We start from the raw sequence: 25850 nt of genomic DNA on the forward strand, positions 1-25850 counted from the left end.
TCTCAGTAATTTCAGTATTTAATAACAAAAAAATGAAGTGAAGGAATCCCTATGGCTCTAGAAAGAACGTTTTCAATTGTTAAGCCGGATGCAGTTAAGCGTAACCTTGTTGGTGAAATCTACCACCGTATCGAAAAAGCAGGCCTAGAAATTATTGCTGCTAAAATGGTTCGTCTTACTGAAGAGCAAGCGAGTGGCTTCTACGCTGAACATGAAGGCAAAGAGTTCTTCCCAGCTCTTAAAGAGTTTATGACTTCTGGTCCTATCATGGTTCAAGTGCTTGAAGGCGAAAACGCTATCGCTCGTTACCGTGAACTTATGGGTAAAACAAACCCAGAAGAAGCGGCATGCGGTACTATCCGTGCTGACTACGCAATCAGCATGCGTTACAACTCAGTTCACGGCAGCGACAGCCCTGAGTCTGCAGCTCGCGAAATCGAATTCTTCTTCCCAGAATCTGAAATTTGCCCACGCCCAGCTCAATAATCGGCACTGCAAATTATTCTAAAGGCTTCACCTCGGTGAGGCCTTTTTTGTAAGTGGATTTTACGCTCTCGATAATCAATTTAGTCGTCATTCTCGAAAGCGACGAAGGAGCGTAATCGGGAATCTGTTTTTGTTATTGGAGATTCCAGATACTTCGTTCCTCAGTTCTGGAATGACGGGGAACTTTGGAGCAACCATCTCGTGGTAAATATTATCGAGCAATTGGTGATTATTTACGTCATTCCCGAAAGCGACGAAGGAGTGTAATCGGGAATCTTTGTTTAAATTGGGTAATCTCAGGCCGATAAATACAATCGTTCAAATTTTAATCGCTTAAGTTTGAATGTCTTAATAAACACAGGGTTTTACAATGCTTGTTGAAGTTGCGTAAAGCCTGTACAATTCGCGCCCTTAATTATTGTTCCGTCATTGAGAGGCATCATGACCACAGCTAAAGTCAATCTACTCGATTTTGATCGTAAAGGTCTTCGTAAATTTTTCACAGAAGAACTGAATGAGAAAGCGTTTCGAGCAGAGCAAGTGATGAAGTGGATTTATCACTTCGGTGTCGATGACTTCGAACAAATGAACAACATCAACAAAAAGTTACGTGAGAAACTTCAACGTCGCTGTGAGATTGTTGCACCTGTTGTTTCTGAAGCTCAACACTCTTCAGATGGCACAATTAAATGGGCGATGAGCGTTGGCGACCAAGACGTTGAAACGGTATACATCCCAGATGGTGACCGTGCGACGCTATGTGTATCTTCACAGGTTGGTTGTGCACTTGAATGTAAGTTCTGTTCTACAGCTCAACAAGGCTTCAACCGTAACCTAAAAGTTTCAGAGATTGTTGGCCAAATCTGGCGTGCATCTCGCGAAATCGGCCTAGAAAAAGAAACCGGTCGTCGTCCAATTACTAACGTTGTAATGATGGGTATGGGCGAGCCTCTATTGAACATGAAGAACCTAATGCCATCATTAGAAATCATGCTTGATGATCTAGGTTTCGCACTGTCTAAGCGTCGTGTAACCGTATCAACTTCTGGTGTTGTTTCTGGCCTTGACCAAATGACAGACAACATCGATGTCGCATTGGCTATTTCTCTACATGCGCCAAACGATGCACTACGTAGCCAAATCATGCCGATCAACGACCGTTGGGATATCCAAGACTTCCTAGCATCTGTTCGTCGTTACATTGCATCTTCAAATGCTAACCGCGGTAAAGTAACGGTTGAGTACGTGTTATTGGATCATGTGAATGATGATATGGACCACGCACGTGAACTTGCTGAGCTAATGAAAGAGACGCCTTGTAAGATCAACTTGATTCCATTCAACCCTTACCCGGGGTCGCCTTATAAGAAGCCAAGCAACTCTCGTATTGATCGCTTCCAAAAAACGCTGATGGAATACAACTACACAGTAACCGTTCGTAAGACTCGTGGTGATGATATTGATGCCGCGTGTGGTCAGTTAGTCGGTGATGTGATTGATAGAACCAAGCGTACTAAAATGCTTAAAGCAGCCTCTGAAGCGAACTTGATTGCCGGTGGTGTGATTGAAGTAAAAGCGGTATAAAACGCGATTAGAACCTAAACAAGCCAGAAGTCTTACTTCTGGCTTGTTGCTTTTCTGGGGTGCAGTTTTTGATTTTTTGGACTTCTTGCCCACGCTTTCTTACATTTTTCGTCAAATTTTGGACAAAACCATGAGCTGACGGTAAATTTTGTTTAAAGTGTTTTTGCCTTGTAATGGCATTAGCTTATGATTAACTAATCTTAAATTAATTTAAGTGCTCGCTTGCTACTGATCATCAATATGTCTATTTAGGTTGGCTACTTGATAAACTAGCTTCCTGAGAAGGTCATCCATAACAAATGAATGATGTTCGCCTTTAAGGGTTGATGATTTAGATAGCAGGAAAAATTCCACATAACGTGGGTTGTTAGATTGAGCTTAAACGACAATAAGAAAACGCTCTCCTCAACCTGCGATAATACTTTAGAAGTTCACTCTCTATGAACACAGAACAAGATACACAAACGCAAGAAACCGTAGCTCCAGCTTTGGAAGCGGGAACGCTGCTTAAGAACAAACGAGAATCTCTTGGTTTAACGCAAAAGCAGATTTCTGATCGCTTGAAACTTCGCGTTACGCTGATCCAACAAATTGAAGAAAACCAATTCGAGTCAGATCAAGTGGCGACGTTTATGCGTGGCTATATTCGTTCATACGCGAAATACGTCAATCTTGACGAAAAAGTCGTATTGAGTGCGCTGCATCATGCCGGTGATGCTCAGCATCAAGAGCAAGAAATGTTGAGCTTTTCTCGTAAGACCAAAACCGAGAAGCACAACAGCCGTATTATGATCCTGACTTGGAGTATTTTTGCGGTCATTGCGGGTATCTCCTCACTTTGGTGGTGGCAGAACCAACAACAAGACACCCTATCTCAATCTTTAGCGAATACTGAAAGCTCAGAAGAGCTAGCGGTAGAAGAATCACTTGCCCCTGAATCCACCTCTTTAGAAGTGATTGAAGCTGAACAAAACGAAGCGGGTGCTTCTGTTGTTGAAGGTACTGAAGGCCTTGCTGCAATAAGCGATGCGGAAGATACTTCAGGTGCTGTTACTCCAGCTGACGAAACTCCTGCACAGCAAGCAACAGAGACTGAACCAACTGCTGAAGTTACTGCTAATGCAGAAGCGGTTGAAGCTAGCACGGCTCCTGAAGCTGTGGCTAACGAGCTAGTGATGCAGTTCACCGCTGATTGCTGGATCCAAGTAAAAGATGCAACGGGTAAAACCTTGTCGACTGGCATCAAAAAAGCAGGTCAGTCGTTAAATCTATCAGGAACTGCGCCATATAAAGTGATTCTAGGTGCGCCAGAAGGCGTATCAATGACATTTGCAAGTGAACCTGTCGACCTTTCTGGGTATACTTCAGGCAAAGTAGCTAGAATAACCTTACCTTAGAGTTAATATGCAACACGAATCTCCTATTATTCGTCGCAAATCAACCCGTATTTATGTGGGTGATGTGCCGATCGGTGATGGTGCACCAATTGCTGTGCAATCCATGACCAACACAAGAACAACAGATGTCGCCGCGACCGTCGCTCAAATTAGAGCTTTGGAAAAAGTGGGGGCAGATATCGTTCGCGTATCTGTACCGACTATGGAGGCCGCTGAAGCTTTTAAGCTAATCAAGCAGCAGGTCTCTGTTCCTTTGGTTGCTGACATTCACTTCGACTACCGTATCGCTCTTAAAGTGGCAGAGTATGGGGTTGACTGTCTGCGTATCAACCCAGGTAACATCGGTAACGAAAGCCGCATTCGCTCTGTTGTGGATTGTGCTCGTGATATGAATATCCCGATTCGTATTGGTGTTAACGGTGGTTCTCTTGAGAAAGAGATCCAAGAGAAATACACAGAACCTACAGCAGAAGCGCTTGTTGAATCAGCAATGCGTCATGTAGATATCCTAGACCGTCTGAACTTTGATCAATTCAAAGTCAGCGTGAAGGCTTCTGATGTATTCCTTGCTGTCGGTTCTTACCGTTTGCTGGCTAAGCAGATTGATCAACCTCTCCACCTTGGTATTACCGAAGCGGGTGGTGCGCGTGCAGGCTCTGTGAAGTCAGCGGTAGGTTTAGGTATGCTTCTTTCTGAAGGTATCGGCGATACGCTGCGTATATCGCTAGCGGCTGATCCGGTTGAAGAGATCAAAGTTGGCTTTGATATTCTTAAATCTTTGCGCATTCGTTCGCGTGGCATCAACTTCATTGCGTGTCCGAGCTGTTCTCGTCAAGAGTTCGATGTTATTAACACCGTTAATGCCCTTGAAGAGCGCCTAGAAGACGTGATCACTCCAATGGACGTATCTATCATCGGTTGTGTGGTTAACGGCCCTGGTGAAGCTGAAGTGTCTCACTTAGGTTTAGCTGGTAGTGCACGTAAGAGTGCCTTCTACGAAGATGGTAAGCGTCAGAAAGAGCGCTTCGACAACGATGACCTTGTCGACAAACTTGAAGCTAAGATTCGTGCAAAAGCGTCAGTGCTTGATAAAGCAAATCGCATTGATGTAGAAAACTTAGAAGATTAATACAACGCGATGGGGTGTGATTGTCTATTCGCACTAACACCTGGTCGTGAGAAATTACGGAATAAATACTGTGGCTAAAAATATTCAAGCAATTCGAGGCATGAACGACTGCCTTCCAACTCAATCACCACTGTGGCAGAAAGTAGAAAGCGCAGTTAAAAACGTGGTGAGTGCATACGGTTACAACGAAGTACGTATGCCTATCGTTGAAGAAACAAACCTATTTAGCCGTGCAGTTGGTGAAGAGACAGACGTTGTTTCTAAAGAGATGTACACCTTTGACGACCGCAATGGCGATAGCCTAACGCTGCGTCCAGAAGGCACAGCAGGTTGTGTTCGTTCATGTATTCAAAATAGCCTTATCAACCGTGATGAACAGCGCCTATGGTACATGGGCCCTATGTTCCGTCACGAGCGTCCTCAAAAAGGTCGTTACCGTCAATTCCACCAATGTGGTGTTGAAGTGTTTGGCCTAGACGGTCCAGACGTTGACGCAGAACTTATCATGATGACAGCACGTCTATGGCGTGAGCTAGGTATCGATAAGCACGTTCGCCTAGAGCTGAACTCGATCGGTTCTCAAGAAGATCGCGTAAGCTACCGCACTGCGTTAGTGGCTTTCCTAGAGCAACACATTGATGTGCTAGATGAAGACTGCAAACGTCGTATGCACACTAACCCTCTACGTGTACTTGATACTAAGAACCCAGATGTTCAAGCTATCTTAGGTGACGCACCTCGACTATCTGAATATTTAGGTGAAGAATCGAAGCAACATTTTGCTGGTTTGTGTGAACTTCTTGACGCTGTTGGTATCGAATACCAAGTTAATGAGCGTCTAGTGCGTGGCCTAGATTACTACAACCGCACTGTATTTGAGTGGATCACTGACAGCCTTGGTGCTCAAGGTACAGTATGTGGCGGCGGTCGTTACGATGGTCTTGTTGAGCAGCTGGGCGGCAAAGCAACCAATGCAGTTGGCTTCGCAATGGGTCTAGAGCGTCTGGTTCTGATGATGGAAACGCTAGAGCTTACAGAAGTTCGCCGTAGCGTTGATGTATACGTAGTTGCTGCTGGCGAAGGTACTATGATCGCGGGCATGCAGTTAGCGAATCAATTACGCGACACCGTTGAAGGCGTGCGTGTAATGAACCACTTCGGTGGTGGTAACTTCAAGAAGCAATTCAAACGTGCTGACAAAGTAGGTGCTGTTGTGGCGCTGGTACTTGGTGAGAACGAAGTTGCTGACAATACAGTTGTGCTAAAAGATCTGGTTGGCGGCGAGCAAGAAACCGTGTCTCAAACGGAAGTTGCAGAGAAAGTTGCTGCGCTAATCTAATTAGCCATTGAGCAAACGCTCATAATGAATACTAACGTCAGCACTATGCTGGCGTTTAAAGAATTAAAGAGGACAGGAAGTGGAACTTTACGATAGCGAAGAGCAACAAGTTGAAGCCATTAAAGATTGGTGGAAAGAGAACGGTAAAGCCGTAATCTTTGGTGCGGTTATTGGTTTAGGTGGTCTATTTGGCTGGCGCTATTACCAAGATTCAGTCGTTGAAGCGCGTGAAGCAGCTTCAGAAAGCTACACCTCTGTAATTTCAGCTCTTGATACTAAGGGCGTTGATGCTCAATCTGATATTCAAGCTTTCATCGACGCAAACAAAGATGCTGAGTACTCAGTACTTGCAGCTATGCAATTAGCAAAAGTACAAGTGCAAGCGGGTGAGCTAGCAGCAGCACTTGAACAGCTAGAGTGGGCAAAATCGTCAACTAAGGACGCGGCACTTGCGCCACTACTTACTTACCGTGTTGCACGCATTAAAGCTGAGCAAGGTGAATTTGACGCAGCATTGACTGATCTTGCTGCTATGACTGATGAATCTTGGAAAGGCCGTGTTGCTGAACTGCGTGGTGATATCTCACTTCGTAAAGGCGACACAGACGCAGCGTACAGTGCTTACACAGAAGCACAGCAAGCTGTTGATGCTAGCCAAACGCTTCAAATCAAACTTGACGACCTAGCTAAATAAGGCGCTTTGAATGAAGAAGATGTTTCCAAAAGCGGCGTTGTGTGCGATTGCTCTTGGCCTACTAGCTGGCTGTGCGGGTGAAGAAGACACCGTAATCATGGCTCCAGTACCAACGGTAAACAGCGAGTTCACTCCTAGTCAGGAATGGTCTACGTCGGTTGGTGATGGTGTTGGTCACTACTTTTCAAAACTAACGCCAGAATTGGCTTACGACAAAGTGTTTGTTGCAAGCCGTGAAGGTATGGTTAAAGCGCTTGATCCTGATACAGGTAAAGCGCTGTGGAAAGTCGATCTTGAGAAAGACGTACTGGCTCGTTTATCGGGTGGCTTAACGGCGGCTTACGGTAAAGTATTTGTTGGTTCTGAAAATGGCGAAGTGATCGCATTGGAAGAATCGACCGGTGAAGAGCTGTGGCGTGTATCAGTGAATGGCGAGGTGCTTGCATCCCCAGCAACTGATAGCAACATGGTCATTGTTCATACCAGTCGCGGTATGTTGATCGCGTTAGATCAAGCAAGTGGCGAACAAAAATGGACCATCAGTACTGAAGTACCAAGCCTAACACTCCGTGGTGATAGCTCACCGGTTGCGGTTTCTGGTGGTGTATTCTGGGGTACAGCAAATGGTCGTCTAGCTGCAGCTATCGTCGACCGTGGTCAGCTTATTTGGCAACAGCCAGTAGGTACGCCAAAAGGCGCAACGGAAATCGATCGCTTGGTTGATGTTGATGCATCTCCAATTGTTCTCGGTGGCACCCTGTATACCGTAGGTATCAATGGTCAGCTGATTGCAATTGACCTTCGTTCTGGTAAGCCAATTTGGAAGCGTAACTACTCGTCAGCGATTGATTTAGCAAGTGATGGTAGCCGTTTGTTCGTTGTTACCGACAAAGACCATGTGGTTGCGGTTGATGCTCGTAGTGGTACTGAACTGTGGAGCACTCCATTGTTAGAAAACCGCTTACTGACAGCACCTGCTATTATTAATGGTTATGTAGTCGTGGGTGACACAGAAGGTTATCTGCACTGGTTAGACCGTTCATCGGGTGAGTTTGTTGCTCAACAGCTAGTCGATGATAGCGGCTTTGCGGTTGCACCAATTGAATTGCCTGAAGGCTACTTAGTGACGACTCGCAATGGCGATGTAAAGAAACTGACGATTAGCCAATAAAAGCGTGATATAATTCACAGTCGGCTCCTGGTTGGTAACAGCCAGGAGCCGTTTTGTTGTTAAAAATTAATAAACCGTGTGGTTATAGGTAAGAGTTTAAACTTGCGAACAAGTGCTTACCTATAACTACATTTAGAGAAGAAATTGTAGAGGTTGTTATGGTACCTGTTGTTGCTCTAGTAGGGCGTCCGAACGTAGGTAAATCTACGTTATTTAACCGATTGACTCGAACTCGTGATGCATTGGTTGCGGATTTCCCTGGCTTAACGCGTGACCGTAAATACGGTCATGCTCATTTTAGCGAGCATGACTTTATTGTTATTGACACTGGCGGTATCGACGGTACTGAAGAAGGTGTTGAAACTAAAATGGCTGAACAGTCGCTAGCGGCGATTGATGAAGCTGATGTCGTTCTATTTATGGTAGATGGCCGTGCGGGTCTAACACCTTCAGACGTGGCGATTGCTAAGCACCTACGTCAACTAGAAAAGCCTTCAATGCTAGTAGTAAACAAGGTTGATGGTATCGACCCTGATGCTGCAAGTGCTGACTTCTGGCAACTAGGTGTAGAAGACATGTACCAAATCGCTGCGGCGCATGGTCGTGGTGTTACTGCACTTATTGACCTTGCTCTTAACCCATTCGCAGAAGCGCTAAAAGCTGAGAATGGCGAAGTAAGCGACTTAACTGAGTTTGAAGACGAAGAAGAAGAGCAGGTTGAATTTACAGAAGAAGAAGCTGAAGCAGAATTCAAGCGTCTTCAAGATCAACCGATCAAACTAGCGATCATTGGCCGTCCTAACGTAGGTAAATCAACGCTAACGAATCGTATTCTTGGTGAAGAGCGTGTGGTTGTTTACGATATGCCAGGTACGACTCGTGACTCTATCTACATCCCAATGCAGCGTGACGAGCGTGAATACGTTCTAATCGATACTGCGGGTGTTCGTCGTCGTAAAAACATCAACGAAACGGTAGAGAAGTTCTCAGTGGTTAAAACACTGAAAGCGATTGAAGATGCTAACGTTGTATTGCTGCTTATCGATGCTCGCGAAAACATCTCTGATCAAGATCTAAGCTTGCTAGGCTTTGCGTTGAACGCTGGTCGTTCAATTGTTATTGCCGTAAACAAGTGGGATGGCCTAGATAACGACGTTAAAGAACGCGTTAAGAAAGAGCTAGACCGTCGCTTAGGCTTCGTTGATTTCGCACGTATTCACTTTATCTCTGCACTTCACGGTACAGGTGTTGGTCACTTGTTTGAGTCTGTACAAGAAGCTTACAAATCAGCGACTACTCGTGTTGGTACTTCTGTGCTAACTCGTATCATGAAGATGGCGACTGATGATCACCAACCGCCTATGGTTCGTGGCCGTCGTGTGAAACTGAAATACGCGCACGCTGGTGGCTACAACCCACCGATTATCGTTATCCACGGCAACCAAGTTCGTAACTTGCCAGATTCATACAAACGATTCTTGATGAACTACTACCGTCGTTCACTAGAAATCATGGGTACACCTATTCGCATTCAATTCCAGAACAGCGAGAACCCATTTGAAGCTAAGACAAACAAGCTGACAATTTCTCAAGAACGTAAACGTAAGCGTATGATGAGCATGGTTAAAGGTCGTAAGTAAACCTTTCCAATAGATTTGATACCCGAGCCTGTCTCGGGTATTTTTTTAAGCAAAATTCACGTTAAGCCATAACAATATGTTTTTATCATCATGGCTTAACGAATCAGACTAGATTCCAAAAGAAGAACGATATGACTACTAGCGATTTGATTACACCAGCGTCAGCAATCACACCAACCATTATTCAATTTTGTCATCAGGCTTGGCAGCTCAATGCTAAAGCGCTATACGTTGAAAGCGACGACAGCAAAACTTACCTGATTGCCGACGTAACACCTTTCCACCCAGTGAGTCATATTTGGCCCGATCACCCTGCAGACCAAGGCTTTGTGAATGTTGGTGACGTGCAATTTCCCGTTGAAGACTGCCTTGTTGGTGCTATAGAACAATCTACTGGCAAGCTTCATATCGCAGCAGATATCCCTGTTAAGCGTGATACGGAAGGATGGGCGTTTGTTGTTGTCCACCAGCTACCTACATCTGCTTCTATGATTAAGGTTAACGACGAAGTCGTGTTGTCGGTTGATAAAGAGTACCAAGCCAGTTTGAGCCGTGGTCACAGTGCTGGCCACATCGCTTTCCTAGCTTTGAATAAAGTATTGGCTGAGCGCTACTGGCGTAAAGATGCGGATAGAAAAGATCCGCTTGGCAGTTACGACTTCAATAGCTACGCACAAGTGACGAGCTTTGTGACTCCAGAGCTGTGTTCCGATAAGTATCGTTTAGGCAAAACCCTCAAGAAGCGCGGTTTGAACGTTGCAGACATGCTAGCAAGTCTTGATGACATCGAAGCTGATATCAACCAGATGATTGCGGGCTGGCTTGCAGAGCCGACGCCAGTCGCAATGAGACTGGAAGGCGAAGCATTAACAGACTCTCGTTATTGGGAATGGCAGTTGGATGCCGACACTTTAGTGTCTATTCCGTGTGGTGGTACTCACATTGAGAACACCTCAGAGCTTAAGGCATTGTCCGTTAAGTTAACCCAGTTAGATGACCAGCATATTGAAATGCTGACGCATGTAATTCGATGATTTAGACTACAGATCGAAATGGCCTGTGCTGTTTATTTTGTTTTTGCATGTAACTTTTAATATAAATGACTATTTAAAATTGAAATGCAGCACATGTAACTTATGCTTTCGGTGTGTGGTGATATAAATATTCTTTTTGGGGTAGATCGCTGATCAAAATAGATAAAGCGAAAGATCAACCTATGATCTTCGATTGTGTGTCGTACTAATTTAGTGTGTTATTATTAACCAATAACAAGCTTGCATAAGAACAGGCTGTACCCGATTACACAATTGAAAGCCTTAGTGAATGGAACAACAATTTTTATTAGAAGGCCATCGAGCCGTCAATAGCTTGCTACGGAAGCTTGCGCTTGGGATGGATCGCAAAGATTTAAATCACAAGATTATTCAGCTTACCGAGCAGCTTTTTGGGCAGCGCATGGCTTCAATTCTACTGCTCAACTCAGAGTCTAAAACTTTACACCTTGAATATGCTCCAAACCTGCCTGATTTTTACAATCAACAGATTGAAGGGGTAGAAATTGGTGCGGGGATAGGTTCTTGTGGCGAGGCAGCTGCGCTTAAGAAAGCAGTGATGGTCTCCAACATAAATGCACACCCAAACTGGGCACCTTTTTTAGCCCTCACTAATCAAGCGAATCTGCATGCCTGTTGGTCGGTACCCATTATCTCGTCGCGCGGTAATGTGTTGGGTACCTTCGCTATTTATAGTCAGTACATATCTGAGCCGCATGAATTTGAGCTCGAGATCTTAGAACTACTGGCTTCCCTGTATTCGGTAGCACTAGAGAAGTTCGAGTTGGAGAATCAGCTTAACTTTTTCGCCAATCGAGATTCTTTAACCCATTGCTTGAATCGTCGTGCACTGTTCAATGAAGCCGAAAAAGTGTTGGCTAAGCGATGTTTTTCAGAAAAGGTGATGGCGTGTCTGTTTGTGGATGTCGATAAGTTCAAATCAATAAATGATACCTATGGCCATAGTTTCGGTGACGATGTGTTGCTGGCGGTTGCCGAAGTTCTTGATGAGGCAACCACAGCATGTGCCAAGATAGGCCGTTATGGTGGCGATGAGTTTGTGGTGTTCTCTTGCTTTGATGATCAAGAAAGCGTTGTTAGCTTCTACCACAGCTTAGAGAAAGCACTGCAACAAGCGCTTTATATCAATGATGTGCAGTTCTCAGTGAGTGTTGGGTTGTCTTGTGAGAAAGATCCTCAAGGATTAGACCAGTTGATCGCACAAGCTGATAAGAACATGTACCAAATCAAGCAAGCGAAGTCTCAGCGGTAGTAGATTGTAAAAATAGTAGTGAATTAGGAAATGCTAATGAGTGAAAATATCTGCCCTAAATGCCAGTCTGAGCTAGCTTGGGATGGCAAGTATCACTGTGAAAGTTGTCAGGCTCACTTTACTAAAGTTGGGTTTTGTCCTGAGTGCAGCAGCCAACTTGAGAAGCTTCAAGCCTGTGGTGCGGCGAGCTATTTTTGCAACGGTGATTGCAACGAGTTGAAATCTAAGTCGAGAGTAAAATTCGAATTTAAACCAGCGGAATAGCCTTAAACTCATGGTTTGAACGACCATCGGTGATGTTATACCAGAGACTCAATACTAAAGTGTTGGGTCTTTTTTGTATCTGAAGAACAGGAATGTGTCATCTTGGTTCATTCCCACCGTCACTGCACCAGTATGAAACATAGTTACATGATTGCTATGCACTCTATTGGTGTGAGTTTCTTTTAAATTCTATTAATACAATTACTTATAAATAATTTCATTGGTTTATAAGTTTGGCACTCTTCTTGTAACTCTGTAATTGAATAACAAAAATACAATTATGGAGTAATATCATGAACAAGGTGTTCAATTTATCGCTAGCTGCACTGTGTACAACACTTTCATTTTCTTCTGCAACAGTGTTTGCTGCTGATGAGACCATCAAGGTCGGTGTTCTACACTCACTCTCTGGCACCATGGCGATCAGTGAGACAACGCTAAAAGATACCGTGCTAATGCTCATCGAAGAGCAGAACAAAAAGGGCGGTTTGCTTGGTAAGAAGCTAGAGCCTGTCGTGGTTGACCCTGCGTCAAACTGGCCGCTATTTGCTGAGAAAGCGCGTGAGCTTATCGAAAAAGAGAAAGTGGATGTGGTGTTCGGTGGTTGGACGTCGGTATCACGTAAATCCATGCTACCTGTCTTTGAAGAACTCAACAGCATCCTTTTCTACCCAGTACAGTATGAAGGTGAAGAGTCTTCTAAAAACGTTTTCTACACCGGTGCCGCGCCAAACCAACAAGCGATCCCAGCAGTGGATTACTTGATGGAAGAGCTTGAAGTCGAGCGCTGGGTACTTGCAGGTACCGATTACGTTTATCCACGTACAACCAATAAGATCTTAGAAGCCTACCTAAAAGATAAAGGTGTCGCAGAAGAAGACATCATGATCAACTACACGCCATTTGGTCACTCTGATTGGCAATCTATCGTTTCAGACATCAAAAAGTTCGGTGAAGCTGGCAAGAAAACCGCTGTGGTTTCTACTGTAAACGGCGATGCGAACGTACCTTTCTATAAAGAGCTAGGCGCTCAAGGCATTTCATCTGAAGACATCCCAGTTATTGCATTCTCTGTTGGTGAAGAAGAACTGTCAGGCATGGACACAGAACCATTGGTTGGTCATCTAGCGGCATGGAACTACTTCATGAGTGTTGATACTGAAGCTAATGAAGAGTTCGTTGAAACGTGGCAGTCGTTCATCAAGAGTGAAAAGCGTGTCACCAATGACCCAATGGAAGCGCACTATGTTGGCTTCAATATGTGGGCTCAAGCGGTCACTAATGCGGGCACAACCGATCCTGAATCTGTGCAAGATGCCTTGATTGGCGTGTCTGTACCTAACCTTTCTGGCGGCTACTCTACCATGCTGCCAAACCACCACATTACTAAACCAGTCCTGATCGGTGAAATCCAAGACGATGGTCAATTCGATATCGTTTGGGAAACCACTGGACTAGTGGCGGGTGATGCTTGGTCGAGTTACTTACCTGAATCGGCAAAACTGTTCTCTAGCTGGTCGAAGCCATTCTCATGTGGTGCGTTTAACGTCGAAACGAAGAAGTGTTCTGGCGGTAACTAGATCGTCAATTCAGGAATATTGAGCCTTCCGGTTTGGGAAGAACGCGTCTGTTTAACGGGCGAAGCGAACGGAAGGCTCATAGTTTCAGGTAACAACCACTATCCACACATCCTCCAAGTAAAAATAACAATATCTAACTTGGTTGGTTAAGGAAGCAGGGATGAAAAACGTATTAAACGTATTTAAAGTGCTGTTGCTCATGGCAGTCAGTGCTCAGTTGGCTTTTGCTGGAATAACGGATGAAGCTAGCTTTACCAAGGCGCTAGTTGGTAAGAAAACATCGGATAAAGAATTAGCTATCGATTGGGTGATTGAGACGCAAACGGGAGACGTGTCGAAAGCTATTTTAGATGGCTGGTTAAACGGAAACCTTTACTACTTCAATGAGAAACAGAGCGAGCAGTACAAACAGCTCTACCTCATTCAAAGTATCAAAACAGCGACGTCAGCTCAGTCAGTATGGGATGATTCAACGCTTAATATCGAGAATGCGAGACAGTTTAAAAAGGTTCGTGTGAATAACAAACTTCGCGGGATATTACGCGGGGAAATAGCCTCGATTGGACTGAACAGCGGCAACCCTGATGTGCGTTATAAGGCGGTTTTGGATTTGTTAGGAGCCAAAGACGCTGACATTATCGAACGACTAACTGAACTCAGAGCCAATGAATCAGATGGCAAAGTAGCTGAGCTAATGGATTTGTCGTTAGCGATTGCCACTTCTCTTAATAACAGTGCCACCATTGAAGATCGTGTGGCTTCAATTGAACGAGTTGGTGACTTCAAACACTCGGTGGTTCTGAAAACACTGAATCAACTGTTAAACACTGAGCAAGATCCAAGCATTACCGCTGCAGCAGAACGTGCGATGGATAGCTATCAACAAAGCCAAGCACTCTATTCGGGTGTAGAAACCGTATTCTTCGGTTTGAGCTTAGGCTCGGTATTGGTACTGGCAGGCATTGGCTTAGCGATTACCTTTGGTGTGATGGGCGTTATCAACATGGCTCATGGTGAGCTGATCATGATTGGCGCTTACACCACCTATGTATTGCAGTTGTTGATGCCGAATCATATTGGCCTAGCGCTGATACTTTCCATTCCAGCGGCATTCATTGTTTCTGGCTTAGTGGGCATTGCGATTGAGCGCAGTGTGATTCGTCATCTTTATGGTCGCCCATTGGAAACCTTACTCGCGACCTTTGGTATTAGCTTAATCTTGCAGCAGGCTGTTCGCTCGATTTTCTCTCCTTTGAACCGCTCAGTGAGCACACCTGAATGGATGTCTGGCGCACTTCAATTGAACCCAATGTTGTCCCTGACTTACAACCGACTTTATATCATCCTGTTCTGTGGTTTGGTGTTTATGGGCTTATTAATGGTTCTGAAAAAGACACCACTAGGCTTACAGGTTCGTGCGGTTTCTCAAAACCGTGGCATGGCTCGTGCGATGGGTATTCGTTCTGAGCGAGTTGATGCGATGACCTTCGGTTTAGGCGCTGGCGTTGCGGGTGTCGCGGGTGTGGCACTTTCTCAACTGACCAACGTGGGTCCAAATATGGGGCAGGCATACATCATCGACTCATTCATGGTGGTGGTGTTTGGCGGGGTTGGCAACCTATGGGGCACGCTAGTCGCTGGCTTAAGCCTTGGTCTGTTCAATAAAATTTTAGAACCATGGGCTGGTGCGGTTCTCGCCAAGATTCTGGTACTGGTTTTCATCATTCTATTTATTCAAAAACGCCCACGCGGACTCTTCCCGCAACGTGGTCGTGCGGCTGAAGGTTAAGGACAACATCATGCAGTCAAAATCATTTGTACTTTCGGCAATGCGTGGTGACAAAGGTGGCCAACTGACCATCCTTGCCATTCTAGCGGCCGTTATTCTTATCCCACTGGCTAACACCATGTTACCAAGTGGGCACCCGCTCCATGTCGAGACTTTTACTATCTCGCTGATGGGCAAATATCTGAGCTACGCAATGTTGGCGTTGGCGCTCGATCTGGTGTGGGGCTATCTCGGAATCTTGAGCCTTGGCCACGGTGCTTTCTTTGCGCTTGGTGGTTATGCGATGGGCATGTACTTGATGCGTCAGATTGGTGACCGTGGGGTTTATGGTGATCCAGTCTTACCAGATTTCATGGTGTTCCTTGATTGGTCTGCGTTGCCGTGGTTCTGGCATGGCTTTGACCAGTTCTGGTTTGCTTGCCTGATGGTGGTGCTAGTGCCGGGCGCATTGGCTTACTTGTTCGGTTATTTAGCTTTCCGCTCTCGTGTGTCCGGGGTGTATCTTTCTATCATGACTCAGGCATTAACTTACGCATTGATGCTGGCATTTTTCCGCAACGAAATGGGCTTTGGTGGCAACAACGGACTGACGGATTTCAAAGACATCATCGGTCTGAGTTTGCAGAGTGATGCGGTCAAGATAGGTCTGTTTGTCGCGACTGGTATTGCGCTTATTCTCAGCTACATAGCTTGTCGCATGGTGGTGACCAGTCGATTAGGTCGTGTGGCATTAGCGATTCGTGATACAGAGTCACGTACTCGCTTTATGGGCTACGACGTCGATGGCATCAAGCTGTGGGTCTTCGTTCTTTCAGCGGTTATTGCTGGTATTGCTGGGGCTTTATATGTTCCTCAAGTTGGCATCATTAACCCGGGTGAATTTGCTCCGCTTAACTCGATTGAGATTGTGGTTTGGGTAGCCTTAGGCGGTCGTGCCACTCTGTTTGGCGCCATTGTTGGGGCATTGATCATCAACTACGCCAAGAGTTGGTTTACGGTTGAGTTCCCAGAGGTGTGGTTATTTGCTCTGGGTGGGCTATTCGTTCTCTCGACCATGTATTTCCCACAAGGTGTAATTGGCTTTGTTAGTGAAAAATGGCAGCTGCTGCGCAAGGCATCAAATGGGAAAAACCAAGATAAAGATAAGGATGATCAGCACAAGGCCAAGGAGGTGATCGCATGACCACATTTAATAGCGTAAAGGAATCGGTTCAGGCGTTCACTCGTCGAGACGAAGTCTTTGATTACCTCAAACCCGATATTCATCCTGCCATCGATACTCGACATAATGTGCTGTTGTATGTCGAAGGCGTCAACAAAAGCTTCGATGGTTTCCAAGCGATAAACGACCTCAACCTTTACATCAAAGAGGGAGAGCTACGCTGTATCATCGGTCCTAATGGCGCAGGTAAAACCACCATGATGGACATTATCACAGGTAAAACTAAGCCAGACACCGGCGAGGTGTGGTTGGGTTCGAACATCAACTTATTGAAGATGAACGAAGCCGAAATCGCCAATGCAGGCGTTGGGCGTAAATTCCAAAAACCGACCGTGATTGAGTGTTTAACTGTGTGGCAGAACCTTGAATTAGCCATGGCCGGTGACCGCTCAGTGTGGGCGACGTTCACCGCTGTGATGTCTGGTGAACAGAAAGACAAATTGACCTCGGTACTTGAGCTGATTCATTTAAAAGACGAAGCGGCGAATTTGGCAGGTAACCTGTCTCACGGACAAAAGCAGTGGTTAGAGATCGGCATGCTATTGATGCAAAACCCTAAGCTGTTGCTGGTGGATGAACCCGTGGCAGGTATGACTCACCAAGAAATGGACCGCACCTCTGAACTTCTTAACTCGCTAGCAGGTAAGCACTCGGTTGTGGTCGTTGAACACGATATGGATTTCGTTCGTTCGATTGCTAGCCACGTCACCGTGCTTCATCAAGGTCACGTGTTGGCAGAAGGCACCATGGATCAAGTGCAGGCTCACCCTGAAGTTAAACAAGTTTATCTCGGAGAATAGGATGTTAGAGGTTAAATCAGTTAATCAATATTACGGTGAGAGCCACACGCTGTGGGATTTGGATATGCAGATCCCAGAAGGTAAATGCACGGTGCTAATGGGGCGAAATGGTGTCGGTAAAACCACCTTACTGCAATGCATTATGGGGTTGGTGAAGGTTGAAAGCGGTGACATCTCCTTATCGGGTGAGTCACTTTTGAAAACCGATGCCGAGGACCGTCCACGCCAAGGGATCGGCTATGTACCGCAAGGTCGTCAGATATTCCCGATGCTCACTGTTCAAGAAAATCTAGAGGTTGGCTTGCCGATTCGAGAGAAGGGCGATCGTAAGATTCCAGAGTTCATTTTCGATATCTTCCCTGTCTTGAAAGAGATGATGCATCGCCGCGGTGGTGACTTATCCGGTGGTCAGCAGCAGCAACTCGCAATTGGGCGTGCGTTGGTGGTTAATCCAAAGCTATTGATCTTGGATGAACCAACAGAAGGTATTCAGCCCAATATTGTACAAGAGATTGGAGACATCATTCGTATGCTCAACGAGAAGATGGGGCTCACGGTTCTGTTGGTAGAGCAGAAGCTGCCATTTGCGAGAAAGGTCGGTGACCGTTTTTGTATTCTCGACCGTGGGCGTCAGGTGGCTGAAGGTGAAATGAAAGGGCTCAATGAGTCCTTGATTAAGGAGTACCTAACCGTATGAATTCTCTCTTTTCTCCGAATGAAGTAAGGAACGCTTCTTTAGTAGAAGCCTTGTCTCTGAATGAGACCATCGAACAAGATATTCGTGATGGTTGGCAAGCGAGCTTAAACCTCACCTTTGTCGACCGTGGTGACAAAACCGTATTAAAGAATCGTCAGCAGTCTGGTCCGCTTGCGGTGCAACGTCCCTTGTATCCTGATGGGGAAACGTGTCACACCTACTTACTTCATCCCCCCGGCGGAGTGGTAGGTGGTGACACTCTTAATATTGAGGCAACCGTAGAAAGCGGTGCTCATACGTTGATCACCACACCCGGTGCGACCAAGTTCTATCGTTCTAACAATAAGTACGCCAAGCAGAAGCAAACCCTGCGCGTCAAGAAAGATGCACGCTTGGAATGGATGCCGCAAGAGAACATCTTTTTCCCCAATGCACACGTTCGTTTAGATACTGAAATTCGCCTAGAAAAGGGTGCACAGTTTTGGGGTTGGGAGATGCACTGTTTTGGACGCCCTGCACAGAATGAGGGATTCGAGCATGGTCATCTCGTTGGGAAAACAGAAATCTATCTTGATAATCAAAGGCTTCTGACTGAAGGCTTTAATTTTCATGGTGGCGATAAGTTGATGATAAATATGGGGTTACTTGATTATTCAATGATGGGAACCTTTTATATCACCTCAAATGAGAAGCAAGATCTAGAGTTGGTACAGAGCTTGCTCATATCTATTACACAGCAAGCTTCACAGCAATCAGTTACATCAAAAACGTCGAGTGAACCCACATTAATATTGGGTGCTACTCAGATAGAAGGATTGATTGTGGTGCGAGCCTTGGGTAATTGGAGTGAAGATATCCTCCAAGCCTTTGGTCAGATTTGGCAAGCAACTCGCTCTCATTTATGTGGTACGACTCCTGATTTTCCAAGGATTTGGGCGACTTAGCGATTAGCCCTTTTTGTACCTAGGGTGACTTCCGACCCTAGGTACATTTTTTCAAGCTTGCTGTGATTGAATCCCACTTACTGCTCATGCGTTTTTGAGCAATAAGAAAACAACACTAACAGCGGGCGGCTAAATGGAATTAACACCAAGAGAAAAAGATAAGCTACTTATCTTCTGCGCAGGAATGCTGGCACAGCAGCGCAAACAAAAAGGCTTAAAGCTCAACTACCCAGAATCTATCGCACTGATCAGCAGTGCCATTCTCGAAGGTGCCCGCGAGGGTAAAACCGTTTCAGAATTAATGGATTTTGGACGCACACTTCTTACTGTCGATGACGTTATGGAGGGGATCCCTTCCATGATCCCTGATGTACAAGTCGAAGCCACTTTTCCTGATGGCACCAAGCTGGTGACCGTTCATGAACCTATCGTGTAGGGAGAAGTAATATGGCTGGTTCCACAAAACAATACTCAGGATTCGTTCCCGGAAAAGTAGAAACCGCACCGGGTGACATCACTCTCAATGAAGGCCGAGACACAACGTCCGTTAAGGTGCAAAACATTGGCGATCGTCCTGTCCAAATTGGCTCTCATTACCACTTCTATGAAGCAAACCCTTCGCTGATCTTTAACCGAGAAGTCACTAAAGGCTTTCGACTCAATATTCCTGCGGGTACTGCAACCCGCTTTGAGCCGGGTCAGTCGCGTAGCGTCGAGTTAGTGCGTTACGCCGGTAAGTTAGAGATCTATGGCTTCCAAGGAAAGGTGATGGGCAAGCTCTAAGCGCTCCCACGGAATAATGAAAATAACAAAGGATTGAACATGGCGACGATATCCAGACAGGCTTATGCCGAAATGTTTGGGCCAACAGTCGGTGACCGAGTGCGTCTTGCTGACACTGATTTATGGCTAGAAGTTGAAAAAGATTACACCGTATACGGCGACGAAGTGAAATTCGGCGGCGGCAAAGTTATCCGTGATGGACAAGGGCAAAGCCAACGTCCAAGTGCCGAAACTCCAGATTTGGTGATCACTAACGCGATTGTGTTGGATTACTGGGGCATCGTAAAAGCCGATGTCGCAGTCAAAGATGGTCGAGTTCAGGCATTGGGCAAAGCGGGCAACCCAGATGTTCAACCGGGCGTTGATATTGTGATTGGCCCGGGCACGGAAATTTTAGCAGGCGAAGGTTCAATCTTGACTGCTGGTGGTATTGATTCACACATTCATTTTATTTGCCCACAACAGATTGCAGAAGCACTGGCGTCAGGTGTGACAACCATGATCGGCGGTGGCACTGGACCAAACACAGGTACTAACGCGACCACATGCACACCGGGGCCTTGGAACATGCACCGCATGCTAGAGTCACTCGATCAATTCCCGATGAACTTTGGTTTGTTAGGCAAAGGCAATGCCAGTCAGCCAGAAGCACTACGTGAGCAAGTAGCGGCAGGCGCGGTGGGTTTGAAGTTACACGAAGACTGGGGAACCACTCCCGCTTCAATCGATACCTGTTTGAGTGTGGCTGACGAGATGGACGTACAAGTTGCGATTCATACCGACACTCTGAATGAATCTGGTTTTGTTGAATCGACACTTGGCGCAATCGGCGACCGCGTGATTCATACCTATCACACCGAAGGTGCGGGCGGTGGTCATGCTCCCGATATTATTCGTGCTGCAGGTGAGCCGAACGTTTTGCCTTCCTCAACCAATCCAACACGCCCTTACACCATCAATACCGTCGATGAGCACTTAGACATGTTGATGGTCTGTCATCACTTGTCGCCATCGATTGCTGAAGATGTCGCGTTCGCAGAGTCACGTATCCGCCGTGAAACCATTGCCGCAGAAGACATTCTTCATGACTTAGGTGCCTTTTCGATGATCGCTTCGGACTCACAAGCAATGGGACGTGTAGGCGAGGTGATCACTCGAACTTGGCAAACTGCGCACAAGATGAAAGTTCAGCGCGGCAGCCTAAAAGAAGATTCCGACTACAGCGATAACTTCCGCCTAAGACGCTATGTCGCTAAATACACCATTAACCCTGCGATTACGCACGGTATGGCACATGAGATCGGCTCTATCGAAGCTGGAAAGCTGGCGGATCTAGTACTGTGGAAGCCTGCCTTCTTTGGCGTGAAACCAAGCGTGATTTTGAAAGGCGGCATGATCGCCATGGCGCCGATGGGTGACCCAAACGCTTCAATCCCAACACCTCAGCCAGTTCACTATCGCTCGATGTTTGGTAGCTACGGCAAGGCGTGTCAGAACACATCAATGCTGTTTGTCTCTAAAGAAGCCAAGGCGCAGAACATCGACAAGCAATTGGGTCTGCAGAGCTTGATTGGTGTTGTGAGCAACTGCCGAAACATCAGTAAAGCCGACATGAAGCTCAATGATTGGATGCCAAAAATTGAGGTGGATTCTCAGACGTATCAAGTACGCGCCGATGGGGAACTGCTGACATGTGAGCCTGCAGAAGAGCTGCCAATGGCTCAGAGATATTTTTTATTCTAATAGCTCGGCAGAAGGCTCTTGTTTTAGCTCTTAATTGAGGGCTCTTATTTTGAACGTTATAAATCTCACAAGGAGATTGAGGTAATAGCAATGATTGAACTGACTCAACTGAATACTCAAATGCAAAATGCACCGGATGGCTACTTAAGCCTGCCGATCGATAGCCGAATCAAAAGCCGTCTTAAGGTGATGTTAGATGACGGACGTAATGCCGGCCTGTTTCTACCGCGAGGTCATATCTTGCGTGGTGGCGAACAACTGTCGAGTGAATGTGGCTTGGTAGTGGAAGTGAAAGCGGCACCAGAAACCGTTTCGACTGTTTACTGTGAAGACATGCTCCTGTTAACACGAGTGGCTTACCACCTTGGTAACCGACATGTTCCGCTGCAAGTGGAAGCGGGGTGGGTTCGCTATCAACACGACCATGTTTTGGATGAAATGGTGGAAGGTTTGGGCGCGATAGTGACGACCGAAAAACAACCCTTTGAACCTGAAGGTGGCGCTTATGGCGGTCGCTCAGGTGGACATCATCACCATCATTAATCGAGTCATTGATGGCTCACTAGACGATTTATATAACAACGATATTAATAACAATAATACCAATCACAGTAAGTAAGTGATCAACAATAGCGCAGAAAAAAGGCTTGAGAACAAGGCATAATTTTTCGATAAGTAGTTATTCTACAATCAAAAATTATAACGCAGTTATCGAGCATTTTAGCAAGCTAGGGTGAGCAATTATTTACTACGATTGGTATAAAGCAAGGAACTCGCGATGAACTTTAAAACAGCTGCTGGCTTATGTACTTTCACAATAGCTTCTCTAACAACATCAACGATGGCTTTCGCTCACCCAGGACATGGGGCGCATTCAGTTCATGAGTCTCACTCGTTTATGTCTGGCTTAACTCACCCTGTGACTGGCATGGATCATCTGATCATGCTGATCGCTTTCGGTTTATTAATTGGCGCACTGTCATTTTCCACCAAGACAAAAGCAGCTCTGATTGGCGGTGGATTGGTGTCTTTAGTGGTAGGGCTTATCGCAGGCCAAGCCCTAGGTTTCTCTGTGATTGTTGAGCCTGCCATTATCGCTTCTCTGTTTGTCGTCAGCTTATGTTTATGGCATGTATTCTCACCATCAACCAAGCGTGTAAACAGCGTATTAGTTGCTTCGATTGCTATGTTGTTTTTCCATGGTTACGCACACGGCGTTGAAGCCGCGAGCAACCTGACTCAGTTCGCAACAGGCATGAGTATCAGTGCTTTGGCTCTGATGGTTATCGGTACTTTTGTTGGTCGCGCGGTTTACTCTAAATGGTTGTCAGTCGGCGTGGCTTCAGCAAGCGCACTATTGCTGTTAGGCGCGTAGGCTCTCGAACTTATTTGATTCTGGAAGACTGAGGGCACGATTATGACCACAACAGAAAATGTAGCCGTCTATCGTCTGTTTCAATTGATCAGTCCATCGTTGCCGATTGGTGGGTTCACTTATTCGCAAGGCTTAGAGTTAGCGGTTGAAGCGGGGTGGGTGACCGATCGCAACAGCATGGAACAGTGGCTTAATACCATCGTCAGTTCCAGTGTCGCAACTTTGGAATTACCTATCTTAGAGCGTCTTTATCACGCGCTAGAAAAGGGTGAAATCGATGAGATTGAGCATTGGTGTAACTACTTATACTCAAGCCGTGAAACCAGTGAATTGCGAGCGGAAGAAAAGCAGCGTGGGCATGCATTGAACACCTTGTTGAAACGCTTGGATATCGATATTTCGCTGGTGGATTCTGTTGATAGTCATCCAAACCAATTGTTGGGCATGTGTATGGCGGCTCAGCATTGGGGTATTGATTTAGAGAGCCTCAAGCAGGGTTATTTATGGAGTTGGCTTGAAAACATCGTTACCGCAGGGGTCAAGTTAGTGCCTTTAGGTCAAACCGATGGTCAGTTGGCATTGATTAATATCACCAACACCTTTCCTGAGGTGATCGAAAAGGCCCGCACGATAGAAGATTGGATGATAGGCAGCTTTTCGCCTTCGATGGCATTAGCGAGTTCATTGCACGAAACACAATACACACGACTATTTCGTTCGTAGCGGTTAGCGCGAACGATGTAGCAAAAAGAATATAAGGAAGTAGACAATGGAAAGTTATAAGCAACCACTTCGAATTGGTATTGGCGGCCCGGTAGGGTCTGGTAAAACAGCGCTATTAGAAGTGCTATGTAAAGCTATTCGCGACAAGCTCAACATTGCCGTGGTAACCAACGACATCTACACACAAGAAGATGCCAAGATACTCACGCGAGCAGAAGCGCTAGAACCGGATCGTATCATTGGTGTTGAAACGGGTGGCTGTCCGCACACGGCGATCCGTGAAGATGCGTCGATGAACTTAGCTGCGGTAGAAGAGCTGGCTAAGCTGCACAAAAACCTCGATGTGGTATTCGTCGAAAGTGGCGGTGATAACTTGAGTGCGACGTTCAGCCCTGAATTAGCCGATCTTACCATCTACGTGATTGATGTAGCGGAAGGGGAGAAGATCCCACGTAAAGGCGGACCGGGTATTACGCGTTCTGATCTGCTGGTTATCAATAAGATCGATTTAGCACCATATGTGGGTGCGTCACTTGAGGTGATGGAGCAAGACACACAACGCATGCGTCCAACCAAGCCATACGTGTTCACCAACCTCAAAGAGAGCCAAGGGCTAGACTTCATCATCAACTTTATTGTGACTGAAGGGATGCTAACCATGAAGGAGCCTTCTACTACTGAGTAGGGTTGGAATAGGTTAGTTTTTTGAAAGCGTTAGATACTAAAAAGCCCTGTCGATTATCGATAGGGCTTTCTGGTTTGAAACGTTAGGTCGAACTTAAAGCTCGCTCTTAGTCACTCTTGTGGTCACTTGCGACTCAATCACACCGTCTTCAACTTGAGTGGTGATCACTTCACCGACTTCGACATCGTTAATCGATGATACCGTCTTGCTCGATTCTGAATGAGTAATGCTGTAGCCACGCTTTAGGGTTGCCAGTGGACTAACGGTCTCTAACTTCTCTGCAGCCATAGCGAGCTGGTGGCGAGTGGTTAGCAGTGTTTTATCCATTGCATCCAATAGCTTTTGCTCTGAACGTTGCAGATGCAGTTTCTGTTCGCCAAGGCGTTTCACTGGCGAGTTCAATTGAAGCTGGTGCTGTTTACGTTCAACACGCTGTGCATGCTGTTTTAGGTATTGAGTCATACCACGACGCAAACGCATATCTAGGTCATCAAGCTGCTGACTCTGCTTTTGAAGTTGGTAGCTAGGGTGTTGCTTCTCTAAGCGGTATTTCAACGTTTGAGTTGATTGCGCCTGTTTGATTAACACATGACGAATCGCACTGACTAAGCGAGCACGTTTAGACGCGAAAGCTTGTTCTTTATGACTGTTATCACGGCTAACCAATTCTGCGGCAGCTGATGGCGTTGGGGCACGCATATCGGCAACGAAATCAGCGATAGTGACATCCACTTCGTGGCCAACGGCGCTGATAATCGGGATTTGGCTTGCTGCGATTGTGCGAGCTACGATCTCGTTATTGAAGCACCATAGGTCTTCCAGTGAGCCGCCACCACGGCCGACGATTAACACATCACATTCATTGCGTTCGTTAGCGCGTCCAATCGCTTGGGCAATCTGAATCGCCGCCTCTTCGCCTTGAACCATGGTCGGGTAAACCACAACCGGTAGCGAAGGATCGCGCCTTTTTAGTACATCAAGAATATCAAACAGCGCTGCACCGGTTTTAGATGTGATAACGCCAACACGTTTTGGGTGTTCAGGAAGAGCTTGCTTACTTGATTGAGCAAACAGTCCTTCTGCGGCAAGGTTCATCTTCAGCTTTTCAAATTCTTGCTGAAGTTTACCGTCACCCTCTGGCTGCATGCTTTCGATGATCAGTTGGTAGTCACCGCGTGGCTCGTAAAGAGATAGGCGAGCTTTGACTAAAACTTGATTGCCGTTCTGAGGCTTAAAGGTCACACGGCGGTTATTGCCACGAAACATGGCGCACTTAACTTGAGCGCGAGAGTCTTTAAGCGTGAGGTACCAGTGACCAGATACAGGTGCAGAGAAGTTTGAGATTTCACCAACGAGCCAGACTATTCCCATTTCGTTTTCTAATAGGAGACGAACCTCTGAGTTGAGGCGAGAAACAGTAAAGATGTTTGGATTAGTCATAGAAGCACTATCTTTCCTTGAAGGAAGGTCTTTCTTGGAA

Annotated in this window: 25 protein-coding genes; 24 read left to right on the plus strand and 1 reads right to left on the minus strand. The window is 46.1% G+C overall.

Translation table 11 applies throughout. The annotated features are described in order from the left end of the window. Nucleotides 1-51 precede the first annotated feature (51 nt). The 24 genes from ndk to ureG all read left to right on the plus strand — a co-directional run bounded on the left by ndk (nucleotide 52) and on the right by ureG (nucleotide 24370). The gene (gene ndk / locus F0229_RS07170; RefSeq protein WP_016797173.1) at nucleotides 52-486 is read left to right on the plus strand and encodes a nucleoside-diphosphate kinase; all 435 of its coding nucleotides are present in this window, start codon (nucleotides 52-54) and stop codon (nucleotides 484-486) included. A gap of 441 nt (nucleotides 487-927) precedes the next feature. After that, entirely contained in the window at nucleotides 928-2070 is a 1143-nt protein-coding gene (locus tag F0229_RS07175; protein ID WP_017062516.1) for a bifunctional tRNA (adenosine(37)-C2)-methyltransferase TrmG/ribosomal RNA large subunit methyltransferase RlmN, read from the plus strand. A gap of 440 nt (nucleotides 2071-2510) precedes the next feature. After that, complete coding sequence (gene rodZ / locus F0229_RS07180) at nucleotides 2511-3467, plus strand: cytoskeleton protein RodZ (protein WP_171732535.1); 957 nt, start codon at nucleotides 2511-2513, stop codon at nucleotides 3465-3467. A gap of 7 nt (nucleotides 3468-3474) precedes the next feature. Then, nucleotides 3475-4596, plus strand: coding sequence for a flavodoxin-dependent (E)-4-hydroxy-3-methylbut-2-enyl-diphosphate synthase (gene ispG, locus F0229_RS07185; protein WP_171732536.1), 1122 nt, complete (start codon nucleotides 3475-3477; stop codon nucleotides 4594-4596). A gap of 70 nt (nucleotides 4597-4666) precedes the next feature. Next, nucleotides 4667-5935 (plus strand): histidine--tRNA ligase, encoded by a 1269-nt coding sequence (gene hisS, locus F0229_RS07190; RefSeq protein ID WP_017062514.1) that lies wholly within the window; start codon nucleotides 4667-4669, stop codon nucleotides 5933-5935. A gap of 79 nt (nucleotides 5936-6014) precedes the next feature. After that, nucleotides 6015-6629, plus strand: a complete 615-nt coding sequence (locus tag F0229_RS07195) for a tetratricopeptide repeat protein (RefSeq protein ID WP_171732537.1) — start codon at nucleotides 6015-6017, stop codon at nucleotides 6627-6629. Nucleotides 6630-6639: 10 nt separating this feature from the next. Beyond that, on the plus strand, nucleotides 6640-7800 hold the full coding sequence (gene bamB / locus F0229_RS07200) for an outer membrane protein assembly factor BamB (RefSeq protein WP_017062512.1): 1161 nt from the start codon (nucleotides 6640-6642) through the stop codon (nucleotides 7798-7800). 158 nt (nucleotides 7801-7958) lie between these two features. Beyond that, nucleotides 7959-9440, plus strand: a complete 1482-nt coding sequence (gene der, locus F0229_RS07205) for a ribosome biogenesis GTPase Der (protein ID WP_017062511.1) — start codon at nucleotides 7959-7961, stop codon at nucleotides 9438-9440. Between the two features lie 131 nt (nucleotides 9441-9571). Beyond that, nucleotides 9572-10474 carry an alanyl-tRNA editing protein gene (locus tag F0229_RS07210; RefSeq protein WP_171732538.1) on the plus strand — a complete coding sequence of 301 codons (903 nt, stop codon included), beginning with the start codon at nucleotides 9572-9574 and terminating at the stop codon, nucleotides 10472-10474. Between the two features lie 289 nt (nucleotides 10475-10763). Next, complete coding sequence (locus F0229_RS07215; protein ID WP_171732539.1) at nucleotides 10764-11765, plus strand: sensor domain-containing diguanylate cyclase; 1002 nt, start codon at nucleotides 10764-10766, stop codon at nucleotides 11763-11765. Nucleotides 11766-11801: 36 nt separating this feature from the next. Then, on the plus strand, nucleotides 11802-12029 hold the full coding sequence (locus F0229_RS07220) for a zinc ribbon domain-containing protein (RefSeq protein ID WP_017062829.1): 228 nt from the start codon (nucleotides 11802-11804) through the stop codon (nucleotides 12027-12029). Nucleotides 12030-12322: 293 nt separating this feature from the next. Then, nucleotides 12323-13609 carry an urea ABC transporter substrate-binding protein gene (gene urtA, locus F0229_RS07225; protein ID WP_004735113.1) on the plus strand — a complete coding sequence of 429 codons (1287 nt, stop codon included), beginning with the start codon at nucleotides 12323-12325 and terminating at the stop codon, nucleotides 13607-13609. Between the two features lie 160 nt (nucleotides 13610-13769). Then, nucleotides 13770-15398: an urea ABC transporter permease subunit UrtB gene (gene urtB, locus F0229_RS07230; protein ID WP_171732540.1), complete on the plus strand. Its 1629-nt coding sequence runs from the start codon at nucleotides 13770-13772 to the stop codon at nucleotides 15396-15398. Nucleotides 15399-15408: 10 nt separating this feature from the next. Next, entirely contained in the window at nucleotides 15409-16581 is a 1173-nt protein-coding gene (gene urtC / locus F0229_RS07235; protein WP_171732541.1) for an urea ABC transporter permease subunit UrtC, read from the plus strand. Then, nucleotides 16578-17420 (plus strand): urea ABC transporter ATP-binding protein UrtD, encoded by an 843-nt coding sequence (gene urtD, locus F0229_RS07240; protein ID WP_017062506.1) that lies wholly within the window; start codon nucleotides 16578-16580, stop codon nucleotides 17418-17420. Before urtC ends, urtD begins: the two co-directional genes overlap by 4 nt. 1 nt (nucleotide 17421) lies before the next feature. Further along, entirely contained in the window at nucleotides 17422-18117 is a 696-nt protein-coding gene (gene urtE / locus F0229_RS07245) for an urea ABC transporter ATP-binding subunit UrtE (RefSeq protein ID WP_171732542.1), read from the plus strand. Then, nucleotides 18114-19061, plus strand: coding sequence for an urease accessory protein UreD (locus tag F0229_RS07250; RefSeq protein WP_171732543.1), 948 nt, complete (start codon nucleotides 18114-18116; stop codon nucleotides 19059-19061). The genes urtE and F0229_RS07250 overlap by 4 nt, the downstream gene beginning before the upstream one ends. Before the next feature lie 133 nt (nucleotides 19062-19194). Beyond that, nucleotides 19195-19497 carry an urease subunit gamma gene (ureA, locus tag F0229_RS07255; protein ID WP_004735119.1) on the plus strand — a complete coding sequence of 101 codons (303 nt, stop codon included), beginning with the start codon at nucleotides 19195-19197 and terminating at the stop codon, nucleotides 19495-19497. An 11-nt stretch (nucleotides 19498-19508) separates the two neighbouring features. After that, complete coding sequence (locus tag F0229_RS07260; RefSeq protein ID WP_017062503.1) at nucleotides 19509-19844, plus strand: urease subunit beta; 336 nt, start codon at nucleotides 19509-19511, stop codon at nucleotides 19842-19844. A gap of 39 nt (nucleotides 19845-19883) precedes the next feature. Next, nucleotides 19884-21587, plus strand: a complete 1704-nt coding sequence (gene ureC / locus F0229_RS07265) for an urease subunit alpha (RefSeq protein ID WP_171732544.1) — start codon at nucleotides 19884-19886, stop codon at nucleotides 21585-21587. Nucleotides 21588-21677: 90 nt separating this feature from the next. Beyond that, on the plus strand, nucleotides 21678-22130 hold the full coding sequence (ureE, locus tag F0229_RS07270; protein WP_171732545.1) for an urease accessory protein UreE: 453 nt from the start codon (nucleotides 21678-21680) through the stop codon (nucleotides 22128-22130). Between the two features lie 235 nt (nucleotides 22131-22365). Then, a complete protein-coding gene (locus tag F0229_RS07275) occupies nucleotides 22366-22962 on the plus strand; it encodes a HupE/UreJ family protein (RefSeq protein WP_017079882.1) in 597 nt (198 codons plus the stop codon). A gap of 42 nt (nucleotides 22963-23004) precedes the next feature. Then, entirely contained in the window at nucleotides 23005-23685 is a 681-nt protein-coding gene (locus tag F0229_RS07280; RefSeq protein WP_065584651.1) for an urease accessory protein UreF, read from the plus strand. A 46-nt stretch (nucleotides 23686-23731) separates the two neighbouring features. Next, entirely contained in the window at nucleotides 23732-24370 is a 639-nt protein-coding gene (gene ureG / locus F0229_RS07285) for an urease accessory protein UreG (protein WP_017062498.1), read from the plus strand. A 93-nt stretch (nucleotides 24371-24463) separates the two neighbouring features. On the opposite strand, the gene xseA is transcribed toward ureG, so the two are convergent. After that, nucleotides 24464-25810 (minus strand): exodeoxyribonuclease VII large subunit, encoded by a 1347-nt coding sequence (gene xseA / locus F0229_RS07290; RefSeq protein WP_065584650.1) that lies wholly within the window; start codon nucleotides 25808-25810, stop codon nucleotides 24464-24466. Nucleotides 25811-25850: the final 40 nt, after the last annotated feature.

It is taken from the genome of Vibrio sp. AIC-3 (genome assembly GCF_013114515.1).
In the GTDB taxonomy this organism is placed as follows: Bacteria; Pseudomonadota; Gammaproteobacteria; order Enterobacterales; family Vibrionaceae; genus Vibrio; species Vibrio crassostreae_C.

Excerpts from the sequence above, each read along its gene's own strand:
- ndk (WP_016797173.1), top strand. The coding sequence starts at position 52 with ATGGCTCTAGAAAGAACGTTTTCAATTGTTAAGCCGGATGCAGTTAAG.
- F0229_RS07175 (WP_017062516.1), top strand. The coding sequence starts at position 928 with ATGACCACAGCTAAAGTCAATCTACTCGATTTTGATCGTAAAGGTCTT.
- rodZ (WP_171732535.1), top strand. The coding sequence starts at position 2,511 with ATGAACACAGAACAAGATACACAAACGCAAGAAACCGTAGCTCCAGCT.
- ispG (WP_171732536.1), top strand. The coding sequence starts at position 3,475 with ATGCAACACGAATCTCCTATTATTCGTCGCAAATCAACCCGTATTTAT.
- bamB (WP_017062512.1), top strand. The coding sequence starts at position 6,640 with ATGAAGAAGATGTTTCCAAAAGCGGCGTTGTGTGCGATTGCTCTTGGC.
- der (WP_017062511.1), top strand. The coding sequence starts at position 7,959 with ATGGTACCTGTTGTTGCTCTAGTAGGGCGTCCGAACGTAGGTAAATCT.
- F0229_RS07210 (WP_171732538.1), top strand. The coding sequence starts at position 9,572 with ATGACTACTAGCGATTTGATTACACCAGCGTCAGCAATCACACCAACC.
- F0229_RS07215 (WP_171732539.1), top strand. The coding sequence starts at position 10,764 with ATGGAACAACAATTTTTATTAGAAGGCCATCGAGCCGTCAATAGCTTG.
- F0229_RS07220 (WP_017062829.1), top strand. The coding sequence starts at position 11,802 with ATGAGTGAAAATATCTGCCCTAAATGCCAGTCTGAGCTAGCTTGGGAT.
- urtA (WP_004735113.1), top strand. The coding sequence starts at position 12,323 with ATGAACAAGGTGTTCAATTTATCGCTAGCTGCACTGTGTACAACACTT.
- urtB (WP_171732540.1), top strand. The coding sequence starts at position 13,770 with ATGAAAAACGTATTAAACGTATTTAAAGTGCTGTTGCTCATGGCAGTC.
- urtC (WP_171732541.1), top strand. The coding sequence starts at position 15,409 with ATGCAGTCAAAATCATTTGTACTTTCGGCAATGCGTGGTGACAAAGGT.
- urtD (WP_017062506.1), top strand. The coding sequence starts at position 16,578 with ATGACCACATTTAATAGCGTAAAGGAATCGGTTCAGGCGTTCACTCGT.
- urtE (WP_171732542.1), top strand. The coding sequence starts at position 17,422 with ATGTTAGAGGTTAAATCAGTTAATCAATATTACGGTGAGAGCCACACG.
- F0229_RS07250 (WP_171732543.1), top strand. The coding sequence starts at position 18,114 with ATGAATTCTCTCTTTTCTCCGAATGAAGTAAGGAACGCTTCTTTAGTA.
- ureA (WP_004735119.1), top strand. The coding sequence starts at position 19,195 with ATGGAATTAACACCAAGAGAAAAAGATAAGCTACTTATCTTCTGCGCA.
- F0229_RS07260 (WP_017062503.1), top strand. The coding sequence starts at position 19,509 with ATGGCTGGTTCCACAAAACAATACTCAGGATTCGTTCCCGGAAAAGTA.
- ureC (WP_171732544.1), top strand. The coding sequence starts at position 19,884 with ATGGCGACGATATCCAGACAGGCTTATGCCGAAATGTTTGGGCCAACA.
- ureE (WP_171732545.1), top strand. The coding sequence starts at position 21,678 with ATGATTGAACTGACTCAACTGAATACTCAAATGCAAAATGCACCGGAT.
- F0229_RS07275 (WP_017079882.1), top strand. The coding sequence starts at position 22,366 with ATGAACTTTAAAACAGCTGCTGGCTTATGTACTTTCACAATAGCTTCT.
- F0229_RS07280 (WP_065584651.1), top strand. The coding sequence starts at position 23,005 with ATGACCACAACAGAAAATGTAGCCGTCTATCGTCTGTTTCAATTGATC.
- ureG (WP_017062498.1), top strand. The coding sequence starts at position 23,732 with ATGGAAAGTTATAAGCAACCACTTCGAATTGGTATTGGCGGCCCGGTA.
- xseA (WP_065584650.1), bottom strand. The coding sequence starts at position 25,810 with ATGACTAATCCAAACATCTTTACTGTTTCTCGCCTCAACTCAGAGGTT.